This is a genomic window from Bacillus sp. T33-2 (assembly GCF_002860205.1).
GTDB lineage: Bacteria > Bacillota > Bacilli > Bacillales > Cytobacillaceae > T33-2.
Genome location: NZ_PGVB01000021.1, coordinates 54122 through 76970, shown reverse-complemented (window position 1 = coordinate 76970; position 22849 = coordinate 54122). Strand labels below are relative to the sequence as shown.

At 45.5% G+C, this 22849-nt stretch carries 24 protein-coding genes and 1 pseudogene; 7 read left to right on the top strand and 18 right to left on the bottom strand.

Going from position 1 to position 22849, the window contains the following annotated elements; translation table 11 throughout:
- Position 1: 1 nt before the first annotated feature.
- The 7 genes from CVD19_RS14835 to acnA form a co-directional block, all read right to left on the bottom strand.
- Positions 2-439: an acyl-CoA thioesterase gene (locus CVD19_RS14835; RefSeq protein WP_101582642.1), complete on the bottom strand. Its 438-nt coding sequence runs from the start codon at positions 437-439 to the stop codon at positions 2-4.
- Positions 440-441: 2 nt separating this feature from the next.
- Positions 442-2766, bottom strand: a complete 2325-nt coding sequence (locus CVD19_RS14830) for an AAA family ATPase (protein WP_101582638.1) — start codon at positions 2764-2766, stop codon at positions 442-444.
- 119 nt (positions 2767-2885) lie between these two features.
- Positions 2886-3125: a small acid-soluble spore protein Tlp gene (gene tlp / locus CVD19_RS14825; protein WP_101582636.1), complete on the bottom strand. Its 240-nt coding sequence runs from the start codon at positions 3123-3125 to the stop codon at positions 2886-2888.
- A gap of 140 nt (positions 3126-3265) precedes the next feature.
- Positions 3266-3409: an acid-soluble spore protein N gene (locus tag CVD19_RS14820; protein WP_101582633.1), complete on the bottom strand. Its 144-nt coding sequence runs from the start codon at positions 3407-3409 to the stop codon at positions 3266-3268.
- Positions 3410-3475: 66 nt separating this feature from the next.
- Positions 3476-3607 carry an FbpB family small basic protein gene (locus CVD19_RS14815; RefSeq protein WP_101582630.1) on the bottom strand — a complete coding sequence of 44 codons (132 nt, stop codon included), beginning with the start codon at positions 3605-3607 and terminating at the stop codon, positions 3476-3478.
- A gap of 211 nt (positions 3608-3818) precedes the next feature.
- Positions 3819-4298: a redoxin domain-containing protein gene (locus CVD19_RS14810; protein WP_257985150.1), complete on the bottom strand. Its 480-nt coding sequence runs from the start codon at positions 4296-4298 to the stop codon at positions 3819-3821.
- A gap of 467 nt (positions 4299-4765) precedes the next feature.
- Positions 4766-7474: an aconitate hydratase AcnA gene (acnA, locus tag CVD19_RS14805; protein WP_101582626.1), complete on the bottom strand. Its 2709-nt coding sequence runs from the start codon at positions 7472-7474 to the stop codon at positions 4766-4768.
- A 329-nt stretch (positions 7475-7803) separates the two neighbouring features.
- Here acnA and sspO point away from each other — a divergent pair.
- Positions 7804-7952 (top strand): annotated as a pseudogene (gene sspO, locus CVD19_RS14800) (small acid-soluble spore protein O).
- A gap of 47 nt (positions 7953-7999) precedes the next feature.
- On the opposite strand, the gene CVD19_RS14795 reads toward sspO, so the two are convergent.
- Positions 8000-8257, bottom strand: a complete 258-nt coding sequence (locus tag CVD19_RS14795) for a hypothetical protein (RefSeq protein ID WP_101582623.1) — start codon at positions 8255-8257, stop codon at positions 8000-8002.
- Between the two features lie 120 nt (positions 8258-8377).
- Here CVD19_RS14795 and CVD19_RS14790 point away from each other — a divergent pair, with 120 nt between their 5' ends.
- The gene (locus CVD19_RS14790) at positions 8378-8521 is read left to right on the top strand and encodes a small acid-soluble spore protein P (protein WP_101582621.1); all 144 of its coding nucleotides are present in this window, start codon (positions 8378-8380) and stop codon (positions 8519-8521) included.
- Positions 8522-8573: 52 nt separating this feature from the next.
- On the opposite strand, the gene CVD19_RS14785 is transcribed toward CVD19_RS14790, so the two are convergent.
- A complete protein-coding gene (locus tag CVD19_RS14785; RefSeq protein WP_101582619.1) occupies positions 8574-10043 on the bottom strand; it encodes a sensor domain-containing diguanylate cyclase in 1470 nt (489 codons plus the stop codon).
- 174 nt (positions 10044-10217) lie between these two features.
- Positions 10218-11627 (bottom strand): L-seryl-tRNA(Sec) selenium transferase, encoded by a 1410-nt coding sequence (gene selA, locus CVD19_RS14780; RefSeq protein WP_101582617.1) that lies wholly within the window; start codon positions 11625-11627, stop codon positions 10218-10220.
- A gap of 230 nt (positions 11628-11857) precedes the next feature.
- Between selA and CVD19_RS14775 the strand changes: the two genes are divergently transcribed.
- A complete protein-coding gene (locus CVD19_RS14775; RefSeq protein ID WP_101582614.1) occupies positions 11858-12133 on the top strand; it encodes a YqhV family protein in 276 nt (91 codons plus the stop codon).
- 43 nt (positions 12134-12176) lie between these two features.
- Here CVD19_RS14775 and CVD19_RS14770 read toward each other — a convergent pair whose 3' ends face one another.
- The 3 genes from CVD19_RS14770 to CVD19_RS14760 are packed head-to-tail and all read right to left on the bottom strand — an operon-like array spanning position 12177 to position 14768.
- Positions 12177-12941, bottom strand: a complete 765-nt coding sequence (locus CVD19_RS14770) for an ATP-binding cassette domain-containing protein (protein WP_101582612.1) — start codon at positions 12939-12941, stop codon at positions 12177-12179.
- Between the two features lie 49 nt (positions 12942-12990).
- The gene (locus CVD19_RS14765) at positions 12991-13755 is read right to left on the bottom strand and encodes an ABC transporter permease subunit (RefSeq protein WP_101582610.1); all 765 of its coding nucleotides are present in this window, start codon (positions 13753-13755) and stop codon (positions 12991-12993) included.
- Between the two features lie 17 nt (positions 13756-13772).
- Positions 13773-14768 carry a sulfonate ABC transporter substrate-binding protein gene (locus CVD19_RS14760; protein ID WP_257985149.1) on the bottom strand — a complete coding sequence of 332 codons (996 nt, stop codon included), beginning with the start codon at positions 14766-14768 and terminating at the stop codon, positions 13773-13775.
- Positions 14769-14937: 169 nt separating this feature from the next.
- Between CVD19_RS14760 and CVD19_RS14755 the strand changes: the two genes are divergently transcribed.
- Both CVD19_RS14755 and CVD19_RS14750 read left to right on the top strand, forming a co-directional pair.
- Positions 14938-15438 (top strand): DUF3231 family protein, encoded by a 501-nt coding sequence (locus CVD19_RS14755; RefSeq protein ID WP_101582609.1) that lies wholly within the window; start codon positions 14938-14940, stop codon positions 15436-15438.
- Positions 15439-15512: 74 nt separating this feature from the next.
- Positions 15513-16724 (top strand): MFS transporter, encoded by a 1212-nt coding sequence (locus CVD19_RS14750; protein ID WP_101582855.1) that lies wholly within the window; start codon positions 15513-15515, stop codon positions 16722-16724.
- Between the two features lie 6 nt (positions 16725-16730).
- Here CVD19_RS14750 and CVD19_RS14745 read toward each other — a convergent pair whose 3' ends face one another.
- Complete coding sequence (locus CVD19_RS14745) at positions 16731-17342, bottom strand: YitT family protein (RefSeq protein ID WP_101582607.1); 612 nt, start codon at positions 17340-17342, stop codon at positions 16731-16733.
- Between the two features lie 177 nt (positions 17343-17519).
- Positions 17520-17753 (bottom strand): Rdx family protein, encoded by a 234-nt coding sequence (locus CVD19_RS25900; protein ID WP_374702893.1) that lies wholly within the window; start codon positions 17751-17753, stop codon positions 17520-17522.
- A 119-nt stretch (positions 17754-17872) separates the two neighbouring features.
- Here CVD19_RS25900 and selD point away from each other — a divergent pair, with 119 nt between their 5' ends.
- A complete protein-coding gene (selD, locus tag CVD19_RS14735) occupies positions 17873-18940 on the top strand; it encodes a selenide, water dikinase SelD (protein ID WP_180953636.1) in 1068 nt (355 codons plus the stop codon).
- Positions 18941-19028: 88 nt separating this feature from the next.
- On the opposite strand, the gene CVD19_RS14730 is transcribed toward selD, so the two are convergent.
- The 3 genes from CVD19_RS14730 to CVD19_RS14720 form a co-directional block, all read right to left on the bottom strand.
- Positions 19029-19841, bottom strand: coding sequence for a YitT family protein (locus CVD19_RS14730; protein ID WP_101582601.1), 813 nt, complete (start codon positions 19839-19841; stop codon positions 19029-19031).
- Between the two features lie 151 nt (positions 19842-19992).
- Positions 19993-20952 (bottom strand): L-threonine 3-dehydrogenase, encoded by a 960-nt coding sequence (locus CVD19_RS14725; protein WP_101582599.1) that lies wholly within the window; start codon positions 20950-20952, stop codon positions 19993-19995.
- A 133-nt stretch (positions 20953-21085) separates the two neighbouring features.
- Entirely contained in the window at positions 21086-22276 is a 1191-nt protein-coding gene (locus CVD19_RS14720) for a glycine C-acetyltransferase (RefSeq protein ID WP_101582597.1), read from the bottom strand.
- A 259-nt stretch (positions 22277-22535) separates the two neighbouring features.
- On the opposite strand from CVD19_RS14720, the gene CVD19_RS24800 reads away from it, so the two are divergent.
- Entirely contained in the window at positions 22536-22694 is a 159-nt protein-coding gene (locus tag CVD19_RS24800) for a hypothetical protein (RefSeq protein ID WP_180953635.1), read from the top strand.
- Positions 22695-22849: the final 155 nt, after the last annotated feature.

The following is a 22849-nucleotide window of genomic DNA, read 5'->3' as shown; positions in this document are numbered from 1 at the left end:
GTTACCCCCGGCCATCTTCTGGCTGTCGTTTCGCACGGTTATATGCTTCATGCCAGTCTGGGAAGCACCTCTTGATGGAAATCGGCCGGAAGCTCTCCTTTTTCACGCAAACATGCTTCGACATCCCAGTGAGTGACAATTCTCCCGCTTCATTATATATCTCATATCCATAACACACACGCATGCCATCGTACTCGGCAATCCACGTTTTTATCGTCGTTTTTTCACCATATCTTACGGGTTTTTTATATGAAGCTTGAATATCGATCACCGGTGAAATGACCCCTTCCTCCTCCATCCGGGCATAGTTAAAGCCAAGGTCTTCAATCAGTTTTGTGCGCCCAAGCTCCATCCAGATTAAATAATTTGCATGATAGACAACGCCCATCTGGTCTGTTTCGGCATAGCGGACTTCAATTTCTTTAGTTGAAATGTGCATCATTATTCCCCTTTTTTCACTTTATTGAACGCAGACTGAAAATCTGCTTTTTCCAGGAAAACCGCATCATCAGTCAGACTGGGTGCCGCAGCCTCGGACATTAGCCGGAATGCCTGTGCCTGTATGGCCTCGTCAATCACATTGGTTGCAAATCGCCCATTGCCGCTTGTGTCGGTTACTTGCAACATAGTGGTCAGGTAATCCTTTGCCTCTGGAGTGATTTGATATTGGTAACCGGCAGCGTAATTTTCCATGATTAGCAGCAGTTCTTCTGGAGAGTAATCCAGATAATGGAAAAACTTTTTAAAACGTGACCGCAGGCCGGGATTGCTTTCGAGAAGGTTCTCCATTTCTTTCGGATAACCCGCAAGGATGACGACAAGGTTTTCGTTATGCTTTGTCATTTCATCAACTAGGGTATCAATGACCTCCTTGCCAAAATCACCTGAACTGTGTCCAAGCAGCGAATAGGCTTCATCTATAAACAGCACTCCGCCGAGGGCCTCGCGAATTTTTTTCTTCGTTTTAATCGCTGTTTGCCCAACATAGGCGGCGACAAAATCCGACCGGCTTCCGACGATTAAATGGCCCCGTTTGAGCATGCCGCATTCCTTAAGAAGACCTGAATATATTTGCGCTACGGTTGTTTTCCCTGTTCCGGGATTTCCGGTAAAAACAGCATGCAATTGGATTGGGACAGCTGGAAACCCCTTCTCCCTTCTAAGCTGCTGCATCCTGGCAAAAGAGGCAAGTGAAGTGACTTCCTCCTTCACATTTTCAAGACCGACCAGACGGCCGAGCTGCCCGGTATAGTCAAAAGGACGTGATTCCTCAGAGGCAAAATCTTCTTTTTCAAGGAGCGTATAGGCGGTGAAATTTTCTCCCTCTGTTCCCTTTGCCCCCTTGTTAAAAATTGCTTCGCGCACGAGATTGATTACGGTCCGTGCGTTGCCAAACGTGTCATCGACGCGCTCTTTTTCAATTCGTTTCTCAAGCTCCAGCTTGGCGTCCCCACTAAGCACATAATCATTGTCAAGCGCAGCCTGCTCTGCTATTGATAGAAGCTGCCCATTTGTATAATCAGGAAGCTCAAACTGGTTCGAGTTCGGAAACCGGCTTCGGAGGCCTTGATTCGCATCAAGGAACTGGCGCATTTCCTCCGGATACCCTGCCAGAATGACTGCAAATTTTCCACCGTATTCACTCCCGGTCATCAGTGAAACCAATGTGTCAATTGCGGTCTGGCCGTAATCATTGCCTGACTGGCCTTCCCTTTTTAGGCTGTAGGCTTCATCAATGAACAGAACCCCGCCAAGGGCTCTTTCGACGGCCTTCCGGACATTTTCCTCCGTTTGGCCAACGTACGCCCCGACAAGCTGTGACCGGTCAGTTTCGATTACCTCCTTGCTTGGAAGCACTCCGAGTTGATGATAAATTTTTGCGAACAATCTGGCGAGCGAAGTTTTTCCGGTTCCCGGATTTCCGGTCAGAATCATATTAAGGCTAAGCTCATCCTTTGTTTGAAACCCAAGCGACTTTCTTTTTTTCTGGTAAAGCAGAAAGCGGTAAAAAGCGTTGACCCTGTCCTTCACCTGGTCAAGCCCGACCATTTTTTTTAAGTCTTCAGGCGGGTCTGTCTCTGTCGTGTCTGCATTCTCCTCTGCATTGAATTCGCTAGACCACGATGACTTGATTTCCTCAAGCCTTAGCAGGTGAAGCTTCATCTCTTCAAAATGGACCGAAGTATGGAATACACCGGATATGGACTGTTCGTATTCCTTTGCCGCTTTCAAAAGGGATGCAGTTTGTTCGATTCCGTCCTTAAGCAATCCAATCAGGGAATCGTACTTGTCTGTTGTATCGTTGTCCGAGCCGGCCTTATGCTGTTCCAATTGATCCAGATGATCCTCGGCGCTGTTTAAGAATTGCCGGCAGATATCAATATATTGTTCTGCCGTTTTCCGTTTCGCCGCCCTATTGTCCGTTTCCCTGATAGGCGGGAAAGCGAGGGTTTCGAAAAGTGCCGCTTTGCTTTTCCATTCATTTTGCGCTAGAAAGCTATTCGCACGCTTGTTTTCAGGGTCCAATACCAGTGCCTTTTCCATCCAGCCAACGACATTCTCTTTTTTCATGCTTTTTGCAGAAAGGGAGAGTGCCGCAAGAGAAAGCAATTGGGACAGTTCCCTCGGGTAGACGGATTCTGGAAGGGATTTTATATATGAAAATAGCAGTCCTTCATCAGCAATAACTCCATGGCTGTCCAATTCTTGCTCCCATTTCAGGATCTGCTTCACCACATCTTCTTTATTCAGTTGAAAAAGTTCCATTTCTTATCACTTCTTTAAATATTATTTATCCTGATCCCATAACAGTTATCTTACCATAACTAATGCCCTGAATTGAAAAAACCCGCCTCAAGCGGCGGGAATCATGTCATTAATATCGATTAAGGCTGGTTGTGCCGGGCATTAAACTCATCTCTTACTTCTTGTCGCAGGGATTCCAGGCTTTCCTGGCGCCTTTCATTTTTGGCTTCAATCTGTGCGCGCTCCTCTGGTGAGGAAAACTGCAAAGATTCCTCCGCTTCTTCCATATTTTCTATGGTATGCACAATCATCGATTGCAGTTTTTCAACATTGTCACTTCTGTCATCCGGCTTCGGAGTCAAGTTCTTACCGCCTGCCATTTTGATGCCTCCTTTTGTAAAAATACAGAGTTAGTTTGCTTCTGCTGCAAAAAAATATGACTGTGGAACACATGGAAAGAAATTTTCACCGAAGTAAAGCTAAAAACCCGCCACATATTGGGCGGGTTTGCGCAATTATTTCATTCACCTTTAGTCTGGATCACCTGTGCGTGTTCACCTGATGTGTCCTGCATTTTTTTTCCTTTGTTTCCGCCGAACCCTCTAGGTTGTGTTCCGAGGTGGCTTGGAACAAAATGCTTGCTGTCTCGCTTTGGATTTCCCATATAAACTCCCCCTTTGACCATAGTTTTTCCTGGCCATGGAGGAAACATTAATGGAAAAGACTGAAATTATTCAGCTTTGCCAAGCCGTTTTTGTTCAAGTCGGGCTTCAAGCTTTTCCATAGCGGCACGATCGTTTAAAATCTGGCGTTTATTTTCCAAAACAAGTTCTTCAAAAGAACGTTTTCGCGGCTTTCTCATTAGGGCTCACCTTCCTTTAATATCATTGTAACAGTTATTATGTCCGGAAACGGTTTCAATTATTACAACTTTTTGAAAATTATAACCTAAATGTCTTTACCCCGATGTAAAATGGATTTCACGAGTAAAATTTTAACAATATGGACTTTCAGCAACGGACACCCAGCACAATAATTAATTAAAAAAGACACCAGGGCTTAGCCTGATGCCATTACTTCAGCTTATGAACGTATTCTTCCATTTGTTCCAATGTCATCGAGCCATTGTGCTTTTGGCGGATTATTCCTTGTTCATCGATAAAAAAACTGGTCGGAATCGAAAAAATTGAATATGCCTTACTCACTTGTTCAGATTCGTCAAGCAAAACGGGGAAAGTTAACCCATGTTCAGCTACATATCCCGCAACGTCATTTTTAGGGTCCATATTAACGGCAAGAATTTCGATTTCTCCGTTCATTTTTGTATATAGCTCTTGCATGGCCGGCATTTCAGCTTTACATGGTCCACACCAGGTCGCCCAGAAGTTCAGCATAACCTTCCTGCCTTTATAATCAGACAGATCCACTGCCTTGCCAGATAGGTCGGACAGGGTGAAATTCGGAGCTGATGCGCCGATTTCAACTAATTTGGCATTACTTGAGGCTACCAGCGTGTCGTCCTTTCCCATTGCCTGCACAATGACTATAGTCAACAAGACAACGAGGACGGCAACAGGTACAATTTTTTTGATGATGGTGTTCCCCCTTCTGTTATGTAATCGACCTTAGCAGTATTTTAACCTAAATAATGAGATAAAATAAAGTTGATAAGATATTAAAACCGGGCCGAAATGTGACAAAACAGCAAACAGTGTACATAACACACCGTATATAGCGGGAGAATTTGCCTGACCAGCTTCAAATCACCACAAAAGAAAGATCCGAAGAATCCCAGGGAAGTAAACAAAAAAAGCTGGTCTCCAGAGCGGCCGGCAATTTTTTTCGATATTATTTGTGAAATGACCATTTTGACCTATTCTTCTCTCTTCAGTCTTCCAGCTTCCTTTAAGGCCTTTTTCAACAGAAGCTCAATCTGCGCGATCCAATGGAATATTTTTCTTTTGTTGGATAAAGATAAAAAAAGCAAGCCCCTATGCAGCTGCATAGGGCTTGCTTTTTTTCACGCTTTTAATTTTTCCCGGAGAACCATTTGGAGTATTCCGCCGTGGCGGTAGTAATCTATTTCCACCTCTGAGTCAAACCGGACAAGCGCCTCGAACGTCCTCTTGTTTCCGGATTCGTCTGTCGCAGTAACTGTGACGATGTCGCGAGGGCGTACACTTTCATCAACTTGAACATCAAATGTTTCTTTTCCTGTAAGGCCGAGTGTTTCTGCGCTCTCACCTTGCTTGAATTGCAGCGGAAGCACGCCCATCAGCACAAGGTTTGAACGATGGATACGCTCGAAGCTTTCGGCGATGACGGTCTTGATGCCAAGCAGGTTAGTTCCTTTCGCGGCCCAGTCGCGGGAAGATCCCATGCCGTAATCTTTACCTGCAATAACCATTAAACCTGTTCCCTGGTCTTTATACTTCATGCAGGCATCATAAATGGACATGACTTCGCTGGTTGGCCAGTAGGTGGTGAAGCCACCCTCTGTGCCAGGAGCGATCTGGTTGCGGATACGGATATTGGCAAATGTGCCGCGCATCATTACTTCATGGTTGCCGCGGCGGGAACCATAAGAGTTGAAGTCACGTGGTTCCACACCTTTTTCGCGCAAATATTTTCCTGCAGGTGTATCTTTGCCGATGGCCCCTGCCGGTGAAATATGGTCGGTTGTTACTGAATCACCGAACTTGCCGACAACCCGCAATCCGGTCAAGGGCGCGACTTGACCCGGATCAGGTGTCAAGCCTTCGAAGAATGGCGGATTTGCAATGTAAGTTGAATCGTCATCCCATGTATAAAGAGGCTCGTTGCTAGTCTGGATCTCGTTCCAACGCTCGTTGTCGCTGAATACATGCTCATATTCCCTGCGGAACAGTTCAGGTGTCACGACTTTGTTAACCACTTCATTTACCTCGGAAGTAGAAGGCCAAATATCCTTGAAATATACTTCATTGCCATTCCTGTCTCTGCCGATACAATCGTTCTGAAGATCAATGTCCACTGTTCCGGCAAGCGCGTATGCTACAACAAGCGGTGGAGAAGCAAGGTAGTTAGCCTTGACAAGGGGGTGAATCCGCCCTTCAAAGTTTCGGTTCCCTGAAAGGACAGAAGTCACAAGCAAGTCGTTTTCAGCAACTGATTTCTCGATCTCAGGCCGCAACGGTCCTGAGTTCCCGATGCATGTCGTACAGCCGTAGCCAACAAGGTTGAATCCAATCGCTTCTAAATATGGAAGCAAACCTGAATCGCGAAGGTAACCAGTAACAACCTTGGAGCCTGGTGCCAATGAAGTTTTAACGAATTTAGGAACTTCCATGCCGAGTTCCACTGCCTTTTTAGCCACTAATCCGGCACCGACCAGCACATACGGGTTGGAGGTGTTCGTGCAGCTCGTAATTGCAGCGATTGCAATTGAGCCGGTTTTCATTGTTGTCTTATCGCCGTTTGCGAATTCGACAACCGCCTCTTTATTGATTTCTTTTTTACCGAGGCCAAACCCCTGATTTCCGATTGGTGCAGTTAAAGCATCGTTAAAAGATTGTTTCATTTGTGAAAGCGGGATTAAATCCTGCGGCCGCTTAGGGCCGGACAGATTGGCTTCAATCTCGGAAAGATTGATTTCAACAACATCCGTGTAAACAGGATCCAAATCCGGATTAAAGAACAATCCATTTTCTTTGCAATATGCTTCGACAACTTTAATATGTTCCTCAGGACGTCCAGTGAGGCGTAAATATTCAATTGCTTCATCATCCACCGGGAAGAATCCGCAAGTTGCTCCATACTCAGGCGCCATGTTGGCAACGGTTGCCCGGTCGGCAAGGGGCAGCGTTACTACTCCCGGCCCGAAAAATTCGACGAATTTACCAACAACCCCTTTGCTGCGAAGGACTTGGGTTACTTTCAAAGCTAAATCAGTCGCAGTCGATCCGTTAGGCATATCGCCTGTCAGCTTGACACCAATGACTTCAGGGACCGGGAAGTATGAAGGCTGCCCCAGCATTCCTGCTTCAGCTTCAATACCGCCGACACCCCAGCCGAGAACACCGATACCGTTGATCATCGTCGTATGGGAGTCGGTTCCTACGAGTGAATCAGGGAATGTTTCGAACTCACCATCAGCATTTTCCACGGCGTGGACAACGCTTGCAAGATACTCAAGGTTAACCTGGTGCACAATGCCAGTTGCAGGAGGAACTGCCCGGTAGTTGTCGAATGCCTTTTGGGCCCAGCTTAAAAACTGGTAACGTTCAGCGTTCCTTTCAAATTCCAGTTCCATATTGACAGTAAGTGAATCAGGCGTTCCGTACTTATCAACCTGGACAGAGTGGTCGATTACGAGGTCGACTGGTTTTTCGGGATTGATTTTGTCTGGATCTCCGCCCAAATCTGCCATCGCCTTGCGCAATGAGGCAAGATCAACAACGGCTGGAACACCAGTGAAGTCCTGGAGAATGACCCGCGAAGGCTTGAATGGCACATCAATTTCCTTTACTCCGGAAGTCCCCCATTTTGCGAGATTTTCAACATGCTCTTTTGTAATGACACGGCCGTCCAATTGGCGGAGGACAGATTCAAGCAGTACCTTTACTGAGTAAGGAAGCTTGGAAACTTGCCCTGCACCCGCTTCTTCCAAAGCGGAAAGACGGTAAAAATGATAGCGTTTCCCGTCAATTTCAAACGAACTGCGGGCGTTAAAAACATCATTCGTTGACATATGTTTACCCCCTTCTTTCGTAAACATCATAAACTAAATATAAGTAATTGTCGAAAAGTTTGAATTCTTTGCCATCCGAACTTTTCTCACAATTCTAATCTTAATATAACCTTCTAGATAAGTAAATAACAAGAAAGTTATTGTCCTTGATAAGTATATCTTATAGATTTATATTTTCATAACGTGCAGATGTACCAAACAAAGGTTTTTATGTCATTCAGAACTTCGTTTAGTTTCCCGGTCTCCGACGGGATTGTTATGGCAGCAAAATTATTTAGGGGAATTCATGCTCCCTATATGGAAAAAGTAGCAGCACGGAGGTGAGAAAATTGGCAAAACGGAAGGCCAATCATGTTATCCCGGGAATGAACTCCGCGAGCTCCCAGGGAAAAGGTGCGGGATTTAACGAGGAGCTGTCAAATGAGCCGCTCACAGAAGCCCAAAGCAAAACAACAAAAAGCGGAAGAAAAATCAGTGAATTAAATAGAAGCGGAGGGTTGCCCCTTCCGCTTCACTTATTTCATATTATGCATGGTTTACTTCGGCGACAATCCGGCGCAAATCGTTCTGGAACCTTTCCAGCTGTTCACGCTGATGTTCGGATGCTACTTCAAGGGCGTTTTCAATTTGTTGGAACGCCTCGTTTACTTCATTTTTCAAGTGTTTCAGCTGGTGCCCGTAGCTCGCGCTGTCACGGACGATATCAACATAAAGGCCCTGTGCTTCCTCATACCCCTGCTGGGCTGCCTGAAAAGCCTGCTGTTTGTCTTTGTTGTAAGGCATTTGTATTCCTCCTGGATATTTGAAAAAAACTGTACCTATAAAATGCGCCGAACAGAAAGAATATATACAGTATAAAATTTCAGCTGCATACAAACATAATAAATAGGAGGGAAATGTGAAATGAACAAAAATAACCAGAGGGACATGCATAAAAACGCACCTAAAGGTGACAATCCCAGCCAACCGGCACCACTCAGCGGCTCACACAAGGTGAAGAACAGGAACCATAGCCGCCAAAAGCATAATTCCGGCCACGATATGTAGTGAGTCTGCAGCAATAAGAGGAGGCCACCTGATCGCGGCCTCCTGATCCATCCTACGAGCTCAAATTACAATGCTCCAACTGCCCAGCCCGGTTCCTGCCTGTGTGCTTAGCATGGTATAACGAGCGGTCGGCGAGTGAAATTAGTTCACCCGGCAAAGAATCCTGCTCGGGAATGAAACTTGCGACACCAATGCTGATCGTCAAATAAGGTGAAATTTCAGACACGGAATGTGGAATCCGCAGGGACTCAATTTCCCTTCGGAGAATTTCTGCTACTCTTGACGCTCCTGCCAAATTCGTCTCCGGCAGTATGACGGCAAATTCCTCTCCCCCGTACCTTGCGGAATAATCCCCTGGGCGCAGCAATTTTTCGTTTATTGTTTTGGCGACCATAATGAGTGCGTTGTCGCCTTGCTGGTGCCCGTAGGTGTCGTTGTACAATTTGAAATAGTCGATGTCTATTAACAGCAGCCCCAGCCATTCATTGTTCCGTGCAGCCCGGCGGAATTCGCGTTCGAGCGTTTCATCAAAGGAACGGCGGTTCGGGATGCCTGACAGCCCGTCAAGCTGGGATAGATTTTGAAGAATTTTGTTTGCTTCCTTCAATTTTTGTTCTACCTGTTTAGTTTTCGTAATATCATGGACCACGCCCAAAATGGCAGGCTTATTGTTAAACTCGATCAACGTGCTCCTGATCTCCCCTACCATCTCCACCCCTTTTCTGTTAATGAAACGGTATTCAGATTTTGAATTGTTAACGGGTGTATTTTGGAAAAGCATCATTAAATGGTATGCGACTTTTTCTTTGTCGTCCTCGTGTAAAAAATCAAACACAGTTTTACCTGCTATTTCCTCTATGCTTTCGGCTCCGGCGTAACGAAGGCCCGCCTGGTTTACGAATTCTATTTGGTCTTTGGAATGGACAAAAACAATCTGCGGAGACAGTTCGACCAGATTCCGGTATCTTCCGAGATTGTCCATCGTCTCTTTTTTATGTTCATGCGAACCTGTTATATCATTGGCCAGCCCAATGCACCCTGTAATCTCTCCATTGATGACCACGGGACATGCATTCACCCAAGTCGTTCTCTTGCTTCCCTCCATGCCAATTAAAGTTGTTTCGAAGTTCACCGATTTTCCTTTAAGTATTTCTTTATATTGAATTGCTGCCTCTTCAAGTTCGTCCCGGGCGATAAATGGTGCTAACGTCGACCCGATTATTTCGAATTTACTGTATCCAAGCAGTCTCTCTGCTGAATCATTTAGATCGACGATATGGCCCTGTGCGTCAAGGATGAAGCCGGCACAACGATTATATTCGAAAAGGGACTGATATTTTTCACGTTGTTGAACAAGGTTTAGAGAACTGACGGGACCAGAATCGATTATCGGAGATGCTGGAAGCCTGGCTTCCTCCCTATGGGGAGTTGTTCTGCCAAATGATTTGATATAGTTAAACAGGACATGGAATAAAAGTAATGAAAAAAACGCCAGCATGTATATAAATAAGTCACGTATCATTACGTTACCCCCTTTTCAAAAAAATACAAAAAAAGGAAAAATTCTAAGCTTCATTCAGTCCTTTGTACCTATTATATTTGTTACGATTGTGTCAAATTTATGATGATAGTGATTAATTAAACACTGTTTCGTTCATAAAATGACGATGCCCTTATAAAATGTGATAATTACGTATCACTCGTTCATCTTAAGGGCGGACAAAATCAATTCTTCTTCCTCTGGTGAAACCGTCCGCAAATCAAAATGCAGTTCATGCCTTTGGATCCTGCAAACGATCGACGGGGAAAAATCCGTGCGCAGCCTTGCAGCCAACTGCTCGGCTGTTATTGAATGATGCGAAACTACCGCGATGAAAGCAGGAAGTTCTACATCAGGCATTGTCCCGCCGCCAACCTGGCTTGTCCCGGACTCCGTTCTGGCATCATAGGAATCCGACAGGCCGGTAAGCCGTTTGACAAAGTTTTCAGTCCTGTTTTTAAGCTCATTGGGAGTCGCAAGCAAATCTCTGACGGTCGGGATATTCTCCAATCCTGGCCTGCCTTTGAAATAATCCATTAATGTCCCTTCAAGGGCTGCAAGTGTCATCTTGTCCACCCGGACTACCCTGGCAAGCTGGTGCTTTTTCAGCTTGTCGACCAATATTTTTTTACCGGCGATGATTCCTGCCTGCGGCCCACCGAGCAGCTTGTCCCCGCTGAACGAGACAATGTCCGCCCCCATCTTCAGCACTTCGCTTACAACCGGCTCATCTCCTATGCCGTGCCGGCGGAAATCATGCAGCACACCACTTCCGAGGTCTTCATAAAAAATGGTTTGTTCATGCTTGCCCGCTAATCGGGCCAATTCGTCCGTCTCTACAGATTTAGTAAAACCGATTACTTTGAAATTACTTGTATGTACCTTGAGGATCATCGCTGTTTCTTCGTTGATGGCATCTTCATAATCGGATAAATGGGTTTTATTTGTCGTGCCAATCTCCACAAGCTTGGCGCCACTTTCTTCCATAATAGAGGAAATCCTGAAAGATCCTCCGATTTCAACGAGTTGGCCGCGGGAAACGACCACTTCTTTATTTTTGGCAAGGGCAGTTAAAATAAGGAACACGGCGGCAGCATTGTTATTGACTACCATGGCTGACTCTGCCCCGGTTATCTGCTTCAGGAGTGATTCAACATGGCTGTGCCGTGATCCGCGCTCACCTTCTTCCAGCCTGTATTCGAGGTTTGAATAGTTTTGTGCTGTTTCAATGACATGCCGAATGGCCCTGTCACTCAACCGGGCGCGTCCGAGATTCGTATGTAAAATGGTTCCTGTCGCATTTATAACCCGCTTTAAAGTGTAGCTAAGCTGAATGTTCAATGCAGATTCAATTTTTATGAAAAGGGCATCTTCGAAAGCAGCATTTCCCGGCTTTGGACCTGTCCAGCTCCCAGCTGAAATTGATGTTCTTACCTGGCTGAGGACATCTTTTACCACATTCGTTAAATGGCTGGAATCCACTCCTGCACCGTCCATCAGCTTTTTGAAGCGGGGATTTTTTTGCAGCTCGTGAACTGGCGGTATTAATCTTAATAACTGCTTCAATGCTTTACCTCCCAAAACTGTTGTCCGTGACTATTATATCATTTTAGTTATGAGAAAATCGAAACACATAAATAAAAAGATGATCATTATCGGCTGAAAAGTAAAGTGCGGACTGCCATGCTTTATGGCGGGAACTTGAGACCCATTTAAAAAAAGTGGGCGGTCTTGTCCTTGACTGGCCGATTCGAGCATATAATGGTCATGAAGATGGAATCGTACAGGAGGAGCGCATGTTCACAATACTGGAAAAAGCAGTCCTTGGAATGGCAGTCTTAAGGTTATTATCAGGCAGCATAGAAATTTTTGCGGCATTATTAATGATTAAATTGAATGATATTGAAAAAGCCCTCATTGTAAACAGTTCACTTGCTTTTGTGGGGCCGATTATCCTTATAGTCACCACATCGATCGGTCTGTTGGGGCTGGCTGATAAAATTTCTTTTATTAAAATGTTCTGGATATTCCTCGGTGTCGGCTTTATCTTGTATGGCGTAAAGAGCGGTTAATCATTCCTTTATGAAGCGCGGGTTTTGACGGCCATTCTTTTCATCAATTTTCCGCTGCAAGCTGCAAATCGTTATCCTTGTTCCGTTTCAAAATATGATCCAGGATTTCTTCAACGAATACGGCAAAACCGGATGACGCCCTCTGCCGGGGCCTGGGCAAGTTAATCGGTACGTCCAGCACAACCGAACCTTCCTCAATGATGAAGACGCGGTCCGCAAGCGCAACGGCTTCCTCCACATCATGGGTGACTAATAGGGTAGTGATTTTTCGTAAATTCCACAGGGATTCTATCAATGCCTGCATTTCGAGCCTTGTCAATGCGTCGAGTGCGCCGAGAGGTTCATCAAGCAAAAGCAGTTCAGGTTCATGGACAAGCGCCCTGGCGAGAGCCACGCGCTGTTTCTGTCCGCCTGAAAGGGTTGCTGGCCAGTGTCTGCCACGGTCTTCAAGACCGACACTTTTTAATGCCGAAACTGCCTTCTCTTTCCAGTTGCCTGCCAGTCCAAGGCCTACATTGGCGATGACGTGTTTCCACGGAAGAAGGCGGCCATCCTGGAACATGATCCTGGCAGCTTTATTTAAGCTTTTCAATTGCTTGCCATCAATGAAAATGGTTCCACCGTCCACTTTTTCAAGGCCGGCAATCAGTCGCAGCAGGGTGCTCTTTCCGCACCCGCTTTTGCCGACAATCGCAACAAATTCTCCTTGTAAAATTTTAAGATCGATATTTTTCAGGACTGCACGGTCTTCATATGATTTCCAAATTCCTTGCAATTGAACATGTATGCCAGTGGATCCAGAGCACATTCCTTTACCCTCCTTATGGTTGAAAATGCGATAATAGTCTCTCTTGCCGCTAATTGTTCCACACAAGCCATCTCCTTTCCAGGAAACGTGCAATCACATCGGACAGTTTCCCGAATAAAGCATACAACACAATGCTTAAAACAATGATATCCATTTGCATGAATTCCCTCGCATTCATGGCCATATAGCCGATCCCGGCATGGGCTGAAATGGTTTCGGCCACAATCAGTGTCAGCCACATGACTCCAAGGGAAAAACGGATACCAACCAATACTGATGACAACGCTCCTGGCAGGATGATTTTAAAGAATAACCCCGAACCATTTAAACCGTATGCTTTCCCCATTTCTATAAGCGACTTGTCAACGGATTTGATCCCATGGTAGGTATTGATATACACAGGGAAAAGCACTCCGAGAGACACAAGGAATATTTTTGAAATTTCATCAATTCCAAACCATAAAATAACGAGTGGAATCATCGCCAAATGGGGTATGTTCCTAAGCATCTGGATGGAAGTGTCAAACAAAAGCTCCGATGTGCGCGATATTCCGTTAAACAACCCTAATAAAAAGCCGATTGTCCCCCCGATTAAAAAACCGGTAACGGCCCTTTTCAAGCTTATCGCAATATGGCCAAACAGTTCTCCCGTTTGATACAACACGATGGCGGCCTTGAAAACATCGATTGGTGCCGGAAGAATCCGCGCCGGAATAATTCCCTTCCTCGATAATACTTGCCAGGTGACCAGAAGGAGCAGCGGTATGCCCCAGGATACCAGTTGTTTTCCGATTCCTTTTATGGCAGTCTTCACTGGATGCCCTCCTTTCTTCACTTCGGCATAGCTTCATGAACATCGATTTTTTTCGGGATGATTTTCAGTGTGGCAAACAAATCAGCAATTTGCTGCTGTTCGCCGATTATTTCTTCATTAATTTTTTCAACACCGTAAACACGCCGGTCAATCGCTTGTGCAACGGATTTTTCATCAAGCTTCAACGCTGGAGCGAGCAATTTTACAAGAGCGTCGTGATTCGAATTTGCCCAGTCAGATGAATTGTCTACTTCCTCTATAATGGCTTCAAGAACCGGTTTGTGGTGCTTGGCAAACTGTTCATGGGCCAAAAAGAAGTCCCTGTCTGTAGTGATGCCTTCCCCGTTCACAAGAAGCCTGGCATCTGAATTGATTTCCGTGGCAGCCACGAACGGATCCCATACCGCCCATGCGTCGATATTTCCCTGTTCAAACGCCACCCTCGCATCTCCAGGCTGTAAAAATGCAGGAGTTATATCACTGTAAGACAGGCTGGCCTGCTTAAGCGCCTTCACAACGAGATAATGGGAGCTCGATCCATTCGCAAACCCAATTTTCTTTCCTTTTAAATCCTCCAGTGACTTTATAGGCGAATCCTTTGGCACAAGTATCCCGCTTCCTTCTAATTTCGAATTCCCGGCTGCCACATAAACGAACGGCGCCCCCGCCGCCTGCGAGAATATAGGCGGCGTGTTCCCGGTCCTGCCGAAATCGATGCTGCCTGCATTTAAAGCCTCAACCAGTGGCGGTCCTGCCTGAAATTCTTTCCATTCAACTGAATAGCCCATTTTTTTCAGCCGCTTTTCGAGCGTTCCCAACGATTTCAAAATTAAAAGCGGACAATTTTTCTGGTACCCGATCCGGACTGCATGTTCAGCATCAGTGGTTTCATCTTTTGACCCGATGGTGTCCGAGTTTGATTTTTGATCGCTGCAGGCAGCCAACAGCAACCCGCCAATTAAAAAGATACAACATAGTTTAACAAGCATTCTTAATCGCTTTTTATCGGCCATCTTGTACCAGTCCTTTAGATTTTTTGATATATTAAAATATTCCAGTCCGTAATAGCCTATGACTGTTAAAAAGGTTCGTTCATGTCCCTGCCCAAATTTTATTTGGAGTAATAATTTCGCAATCGCAACAAACACTATCAAAGAGAAATTTTTCAGGAGGGAAAAACAAATGGGAGTTTTAAGCGGAAATCCGCAAGATGAGCCACTACACTCAGGAGAAGTGTTCGCATTATGGTCACATTTACTATCGACAAAGGGTTTTCTCGTAACACTGCAGATATTTACCAATCACACCGGCGACCATGATTTGAAAATATTTTTAGGAGATCTGTCGGAAAATTGCATTAAGCAGGAGGAACAGCAGGTTGAGGCGATCCTGTCACAGAACGGGATCCGCATTCCCCCGGCGCCCCCTGCCAGGCCAGAGGTCCAGCTAGAGGATATACCGGCCGGTGCAAGGTTCAACGATCCTGAAATTGCTTCAATGGTAGCTAAAGATTTGATGGCAGGCAAAATCCTGTCCAGCTATATCACTGGAATTTCAATACGTGAAGACATTGCTGCGATGTATGAAGAGTTTTATACGAAGAAAAGTGAATATGGCGCAAAACTTTTAAAAATAAACAAGGAAAAAGGCTGGCTGGTTCCTCCTCCATTAATGGTGAAATGAAAAAGGTTCCAGAAATGAAGCCATCATTAATTATGAAGGATGTGTGATAGAAGTTGGCTTCTCAAAATAAGGGAATGGCGATTGCAGCGATCGGGTCGATCCCGTTAATCATGACGCTGGGCAACTCGATGCTGATTCCGATATTGCCCGCTATGAAATCAGAATTGCAGCTTTCACAGCTTCAAGTCAGTTTAACAATTACTGTCTTTTCAATTGCCGCAGCATTGTCCATACCGGTGCTCGGTTATCTATCTGACCGTCTGTCCCGAAAGGCAATCATCATACCTGCCGTTATTCTGTATGGTGCCGGAGCGTTGCTTGCAGGCTTCGGTGCGTCCATGTTTGAGTCCTATGGAGTGATTTTGACCGGACGTACACTGCAGGGCATCGGGGCGGCCGGTACTGCACCACTTGCGATGGCGCTCACTGGCGATCTGTTCAAAGGAGGCGAAGAGAGCCGGGTATTGGGGATTGTAGAAGCATCGAACGGGATGGGTAAAGTGTTATCTCCGATACTTGGGTCATTGCTTGCTCTCATTACTTGGTACGCCCCGTTTTTTGCGTTTCCGATCTTTTGTATTTTGTCAATATTGCTGACTTGGTTTTTCGTGCACGAAAAAAAGATCAAAAAAGAACAGCCGCCGTTCGCGAATTATGTGCACGGCTTGGCCAGTGTGTTCAAAGAACAAGGACGCTGGCTTTTTACAACCTATTTAGCCGGGGCTACTTGTTTATTCACCCTGTTCGGGATCCTCTTTTATCTATCGGACGTGCTGGAACAATCATATAAGATTGACGGGGTAATTAAAGGGATGATTCTCGCGATTCCTCTACTTATAATGGGCATCACTTCTTATATTACTGGTGCAAAGATTGGAAAAAACATGTACCAGATGAAACGCCTGATTGTTTTGGGATTTGTCTTGATGACTATTTCATATGCCTTGCTGACAATGACGGAAAAACTGGTTCCTTTTCTGTTTGTATTGACGCTCAGCAGCATTGGATCAGGCCTGGTCCTCCCGTGCATCAACAGCCTTATCACCGGCTCTGTCGGAAAGGAAAAGCGCGGGTTTGTCACATCTTTGTATGGGTCTGTCCGGTTTTTGGGGGTTGCGATTGGCCCTCCGATTTTCACAAGGCTGATGGAATGGTCACGGCCAGGCATGTTTTTTGTCATTGCCGCCTGGACACTTGTCGTAGGCCTTCTGGCGTTAACAATGATCCATGTTGCTAAGGATGAAGGGAACAAGAAAAAAGGGCGGGTTCATTATAAGTACGTTTAGAGCCGCTCATTTCTTTCTCCAGCCAAGCGTATAGACCTGGTAAAAATCGATTCCGCACACATAGTCGACCATTTTTGTGGATATCCACTGGCTTAACAGGGCCTGAAAAATGATATCCCAGCTGATGACGGACGCTGTAAGGATGAAAATGAATCCATTGATCAAAAATAACGGCTTGCCTGGCAGTGTGTTTCTAGAGGATGAGATGATTAGGGCGATCACGCCGACGCCCCCATTTGAAACACCCTGCCTTAACAGGAGCCCTATACCCGTCCCGAGAAATATCGAACCGAGCAGCAGGTCGACCCAGATAATCCTATCAGGGAGATGCAATACCTGCTGGAAAAGATAAATGGAAAAGGAGGTTGCAGTTATGGACACCATCGTCCATAACGCAACCCGGTTCCCTAAAAATCTGACTGCCAGAACGAGCATGGAAAAATTCACGATCCATAGGGCGATGCCCATATTGAGCCCAACCAGGTGATTCAGGAGTACGGCAATTCCCCCTGCACCTCCTGAGGGAATGGCGTGCGGAAACAAAAAGACTCCCATCCCAAATCCCTGAATGGTGCCTCCCGCCAGAACTATGCTGTTTTTTCTGAAAAAACCTTTCATTCATATCAGTCCGCCATTTCAGTGCAATATGCTTGGAGCCCTTATAAAAATTTGGATAAGCTGCCCCTTTAAATCTATTCAAGCTGTTTTTTTATTATGTGCTTTTGTTGAACAAGCCATATATGAAATGTAAAAAAGCGCCGGGCTTGCAGCCAGGCGCTTTCAATCCATATTGGATTATTCCATTTTCGAGATGATTTCTTCAGAAGCCGGGAATACGCCAGTATCCAGCTTGGAGTAAACCTTCTCCCCGTTGACGGTTACCTCGAAGGCTCCTCCGGAAATCGGAACCAGCTCCATGTTTTCGATATTTGAACGGAAATGGGTGAATAAATCTTCCGCGAGACCCGCGGCTTTTGGTGCGTAGTTTCACATCATGCAAAATTCGATTTTTACCTTGTACTTGCTCATAGTTGGACTCCTTCCGATATTTGCGTTTTTCAAGGTAATTTTAGTGCAAACTGTGAGGGCAGGCAAACATAATGGTTCAATAGAGATGCTTTTCTAAATAATAAAGAGTATACTTGGTTATGGAGGTGGAGAAATTGAGCGAGCAAGAAAAAATTCGCCTGACAACATTGTCAACAAAAGCCGGCTGAGGCTGTAAAATAAGTCCAGAGGACCTGACGCAAGTTTTGCGTCTTTTACCAAAGCAGGAACCAATACCTGAATTGCTGGTCGGCCACGAAACATCTGATGATGCCGGAGTTTACAAGCTGTCCGAGTCAGTGGCATTGATCCAGACTGTTGATTATTTTACACCGATCGTCGACGATCCATACATGTTCGGCCAGATTGCCGCAGCAAATGCATTGAGCGATGTATATGCGATGGGCGGGGATCCGAAAACGGTCCTTAATATTGTCGGTTATCCTGTGAAGAAACTGGGGCCTGATATGCTCGCAGAAATTCTTCGCGGTGCCGGTGATAAAGTGAAGGAATCAGGGGCGGTCACTGTTGGCGGACACTCAGTTGATGACCAGGAGCCGAAATTCGGCCTGTCCGTGACTGGCATAGCCCACCCGGATAAAATCTGGAAGAATGTCGGCGCCAAGCCTGGTGATGTGCTTGTTTTGTCAAAGCCAATCGGAGTCGGCATCCTGACAACAGGAATTAAACGCGGCGCGGTGACGGAGGAGCAGGAGCTTGCAGTAACAGAAACGATGGCATTGTTAAATAAATCTGCAGCCGAGGCCTTGAAGGATTTTAATCCAAATGCAGTAACAGATGTGACTGGATTTGGATTGCTCGGCCATGGCAGCGAGATGGCCCGGGGCAGTAATGTAAGCCTTGAAATCAGCTTTTCAAGTGTTCCGGTTCTGGACGGAACTTTTGAGCTAGCCGCTCAAGGCATAGTGCCTGGCGGATCAAAGTCTAACCATAAGTGGCTCGAGAATGAAGTTGCCTACGAAGAAATTTCTTTTGAGGGACAGCTTGTGCTGTGTGATGCAATTACATCCGGAGGCCTGTTGGTGGCAATCGATAGTTCTGAAGCAGGTCAATATGTGGAAAAGCTCCATCGAAATGGCCTGGCTCAAGCAGCCATTGTGGGCAAGGTTACAGAGAAAAAGGACAAACTCATTTATGTAAAAAGATAAGGTGAAATCATTGCGATTTCACCTTTTTCCGTGTGCAACAGCCTGGATTTCCCCGGCATTTGCACTCGTTTTTACTTAAGTTCTGAGGTCAAGTTTGCGGTTTGTAAAACAATCCCATTACTTCTATTGTTTCAGTTATATTTACAAAGGCTGAAGGATCAACTTCTGCAATTAATGATTTAACCTCTGCCAGCTCATACCTGGAAATGACGGTCAACAGCACATTCCGCTTTTCGTTTGAGTAGCCTCCTACTCCATCCAGTACGGTCATGCCGCGGTAAACATTCGTCAGCAGATGCTGCCGCAGCTCTTCACCTTTTTCAGTGATAATCATCAATGTCAGTTTAACATGATGAGTGTACACAGCATCAATCACCTTGCCAGTGACAAATATCGATACCATTGTATTCAAAGCCGAATCCCAGTTAAAGAGAAAGCCGCTTATGATTACCACCACTGCGTTCATGCCTGAAAGCAGCGCTCCAAGCGGGAAATCCCTTTTCCTCGCCACCAGCATTCCAATAATGTCAAATCCTCCAGTGGAACCAGCACATCTGAAGACCAGGCCGATGCCGAGCCCCGCCACCACTCCGCCGAAAATAGACGATAAAATGGGGTTGTCTGCGACAGGAAACACTGGGAAAACGTACAATCCAACGGAAATAACGAGGACAGATAAAATGGAATTCCTGATGAATTTCCTGCCCAGCTTCATATATCCAATGATCAGCAAAGGAAAATTAAGCAGAAAGTTCGCAATCCCAGTATCCAATGGTGTAACCATTCCAATGATCATTGAGATTCCGCTCATCCCGCTGCTTAGCACTTCGTGAGGGATCAAAAACAAGTTAAAGGCAATGGCAACGATGAGTGATCCAATGATGACTCCAAAAACCTGCATTTTTATCTCCTCCCCGTTCGAAACTCATATATAAAGAGAATACCGACTCTTGATTGATAAGTAAATTTAATAGTTTTTTATAATAATTAAAAGAAATCTGTTATTTTTCAGCAGGAAAAAGGACAGAACATTATTCTGTCCCCCTGCCCTTTTATTTGGCTGTCTGCCCAAGTTTCAGCTTCAGCTTCTCAAGCATGTCGGCTGTCATTTTTTGCAAATCATATTTTGTGTTGAAGCCCCACTGTTTTGTTGCTTCAGATGAATCGATTGAATTTGGCCAGCTGTCCGCGATACGCTGCCGGACAGGGTCTATTTCATAATCAATCGTAAACCCGGGCACGTGCTTCCTGATTTCAGCTGCTATTTGCCCAGGCTCAAAACTCATCGCAGTAACATTAAAGGAATTGCGGTGCTTCAGCCTTGTTGGATCAGCTTCCATCAGCTGCACGATCGCCTCCAGCGCATCCGGCATATACATCATATCCATAAAGGTGCCTTTGCCAATGTATGAAGTGTAGCTGCCGTTCTTCACTGCTTCATAGAAAATTTTTACAGCATAATCGGTTGTGCCGCCCCCTGGAGGCGCGACGTATGAAATCAATCCTGGGAATCTCAAGCCTCTTGTATCGACTCCAAACCGGTGAAAATAGTAATCGGCAAGCAGCTCGCCAGCTACTTTATTTACCCCGTACATCGTTGTTGGCCGCTGCAGTGTATCCTGTGGTGTGTTGTCTTTTGGTGTGGTTGGACCGAAAGCCCCAATTGAGCTAGGGGTGAAGAATTGGCAATTAAACTCTCTTGCTGCCTCAAGGGCATTCATTAAGCCGCCCATGTTCAGGTTCCATGCCATGACAGGGTTCGATTCTGCAGTTGCAGAAAGCAGGGCTGCCATATGGATGATTGTATCTGCCTTATGCTTCTGTGCCTGCTCGCACATTGCCCCGGCATCGGTAACATCAAGGATTTCAAACGGGCCGGATTGTGCCGCTTCACTATCATTTGAGCGGATGTCTGTTGCCAGCACATTTTCTGAGCCGTACAAGTGCCTTAGTTTTACTGTCAATTCCGAACCGATCTGGCCAAGAGCCCCAGTGATCAAAATTCTTTTCATGATCCCCACTTCCTCCAAATTTATCCATAAACTCATCCGTTGCCCATAAGCTTGGAGCAATTGTGCTGCTGAGCTACATTCTCGTGAACTGGAAAACTTGTAATATGGCTTACTGTCTGGCAACGGGGATTTATCAGATAATTCCCATTTCCTTGCCCACTTTTTCGTAAACGGCAAGCGCCCGGTCAAGCATTTCTTTCGTATGTGCAGCAGATGGCATATTCCTGACCCTTCCTGTTCCGGCTGGCACCGTTGGAAACACAATTGCTTTTGCATACACGCCCTCTTCATTTAGGCGTTTGCTGAATTGCTGTGTGTTCACCTCATCGCCGATAATGCAAGGGGTAATCGGCGTTTCACTTTGGCCGGTATCAAAGCCAAGCTGCTGGAGGCCTTGTTTTAAGTATTTCGAGTTGTCCCATAGTCGTTCATTCAGCTCAGTGCTTTCCGAAAGAATTTCTATAGCCTTGATGCTGGCAGCCACGTCGGCAGGTGTCAATGAGGTAGAGAACAAGAATGGACGGCTTCTTACTTTCAGCCAGTCTATTAACTGCTTTTTCCCGGCAACATAGCCGCCTACCACCCCAATTGCTTTAGACAACGTGCCAATCTGGAAATCGATTTTGTCCGACAGCCCAAAATGTTTCACCGTTCCTGCACCGCCCCCCAGGACTCCTGATCCGTGCGCGTCATCGACATAAGTGATCAAATCGAACTCCTCGGCAATTTTAACAATTTCCGGAAGCTTTGCAATATCTCCGTCCATGGAGAAAACGCCGTCAGTGATGACCATAATTTTATTATATTGGCCTGATTCCTTTGCCTCTCGCGCTTTTCCCCTCAGGTCTGCCATGTCGGAGTGGTTGAACCGGATGATTTTAGCTCTTGATAGACGGCATCCATCAATGATTGACGCATGGTTCAACTCATCGGACAAAATCGCGTCATTTTTATCCATCACAGCCGAAATTGCAGCCATATTGCAGTTAAAACCCGATTGATAAGCAATTGCTGCCTCTGTTTTTTTGAATTTGGCGAGCTTTTCTTCAAGCTCAACATGGATTTTTAACGTTCCATTAATGGTCCTGACCGCACCGGCACCTACTCCGTAACGGATAACCGCCGCAGACGCAGCATCCTTTAGACGTTCATCGGTTGCTAGCCCTAGATAATTATTTGATGACAGGTTCACCAGTTCTTTTCCATTGATGGTGATGACAGGACCGTTAGCGCTTTCAAGCGGGTCAATCACATTGTAGAGGCCTTTTCCTTTTAGATCCTCAAGATTTTGCTGAAGAAATTGATCAAGTACTTTGCTGGACATAAAAATCCTCCTTCCGCCGCAGGCAGTGTATTGGTTTTGAATACATTTGTCTTTTTCACAAGGACACAGGTTTATGCTGAAGTCCTCTTTATTATTCATTTCTATTATTTACACTTTATCATATTTTTGACTGTTGTACATATATGAAGGACAACCAGTTTTCTATAATGTCAGTATTTTTTTAACAATTTCCTATTTTAAAAGCATTCAATTTAGGGTAAGTGGGAAAAATAAAATACTTATTTTATGGAGGTTCAATATGGGCAACCGAAAAATTCCAAAGGCAGTGCTCGCTGCTTTTGTCATGACCCTCTCACTTTCTGCCTGTTCTTCCGACGGGGATAGCGATAAGGAGAAACCGGTCATGGAGGAAAAGACCGAAAAGGATGACCGGCCCTCAAACGATACTGGGCAGTAAATGGTTCAGTTATATGACAGCTAACTTAGGCGGCCGTTTAGGGCCGTTTTTTTTATACGTTAGGTAAATGGGCAGCGGGAGGAAGCTGGATATTAATGCCAGTCTTCGTCTGAACAAAAGTGCAACTATGCCTCTGTCTGCACCTTTCGGGATCC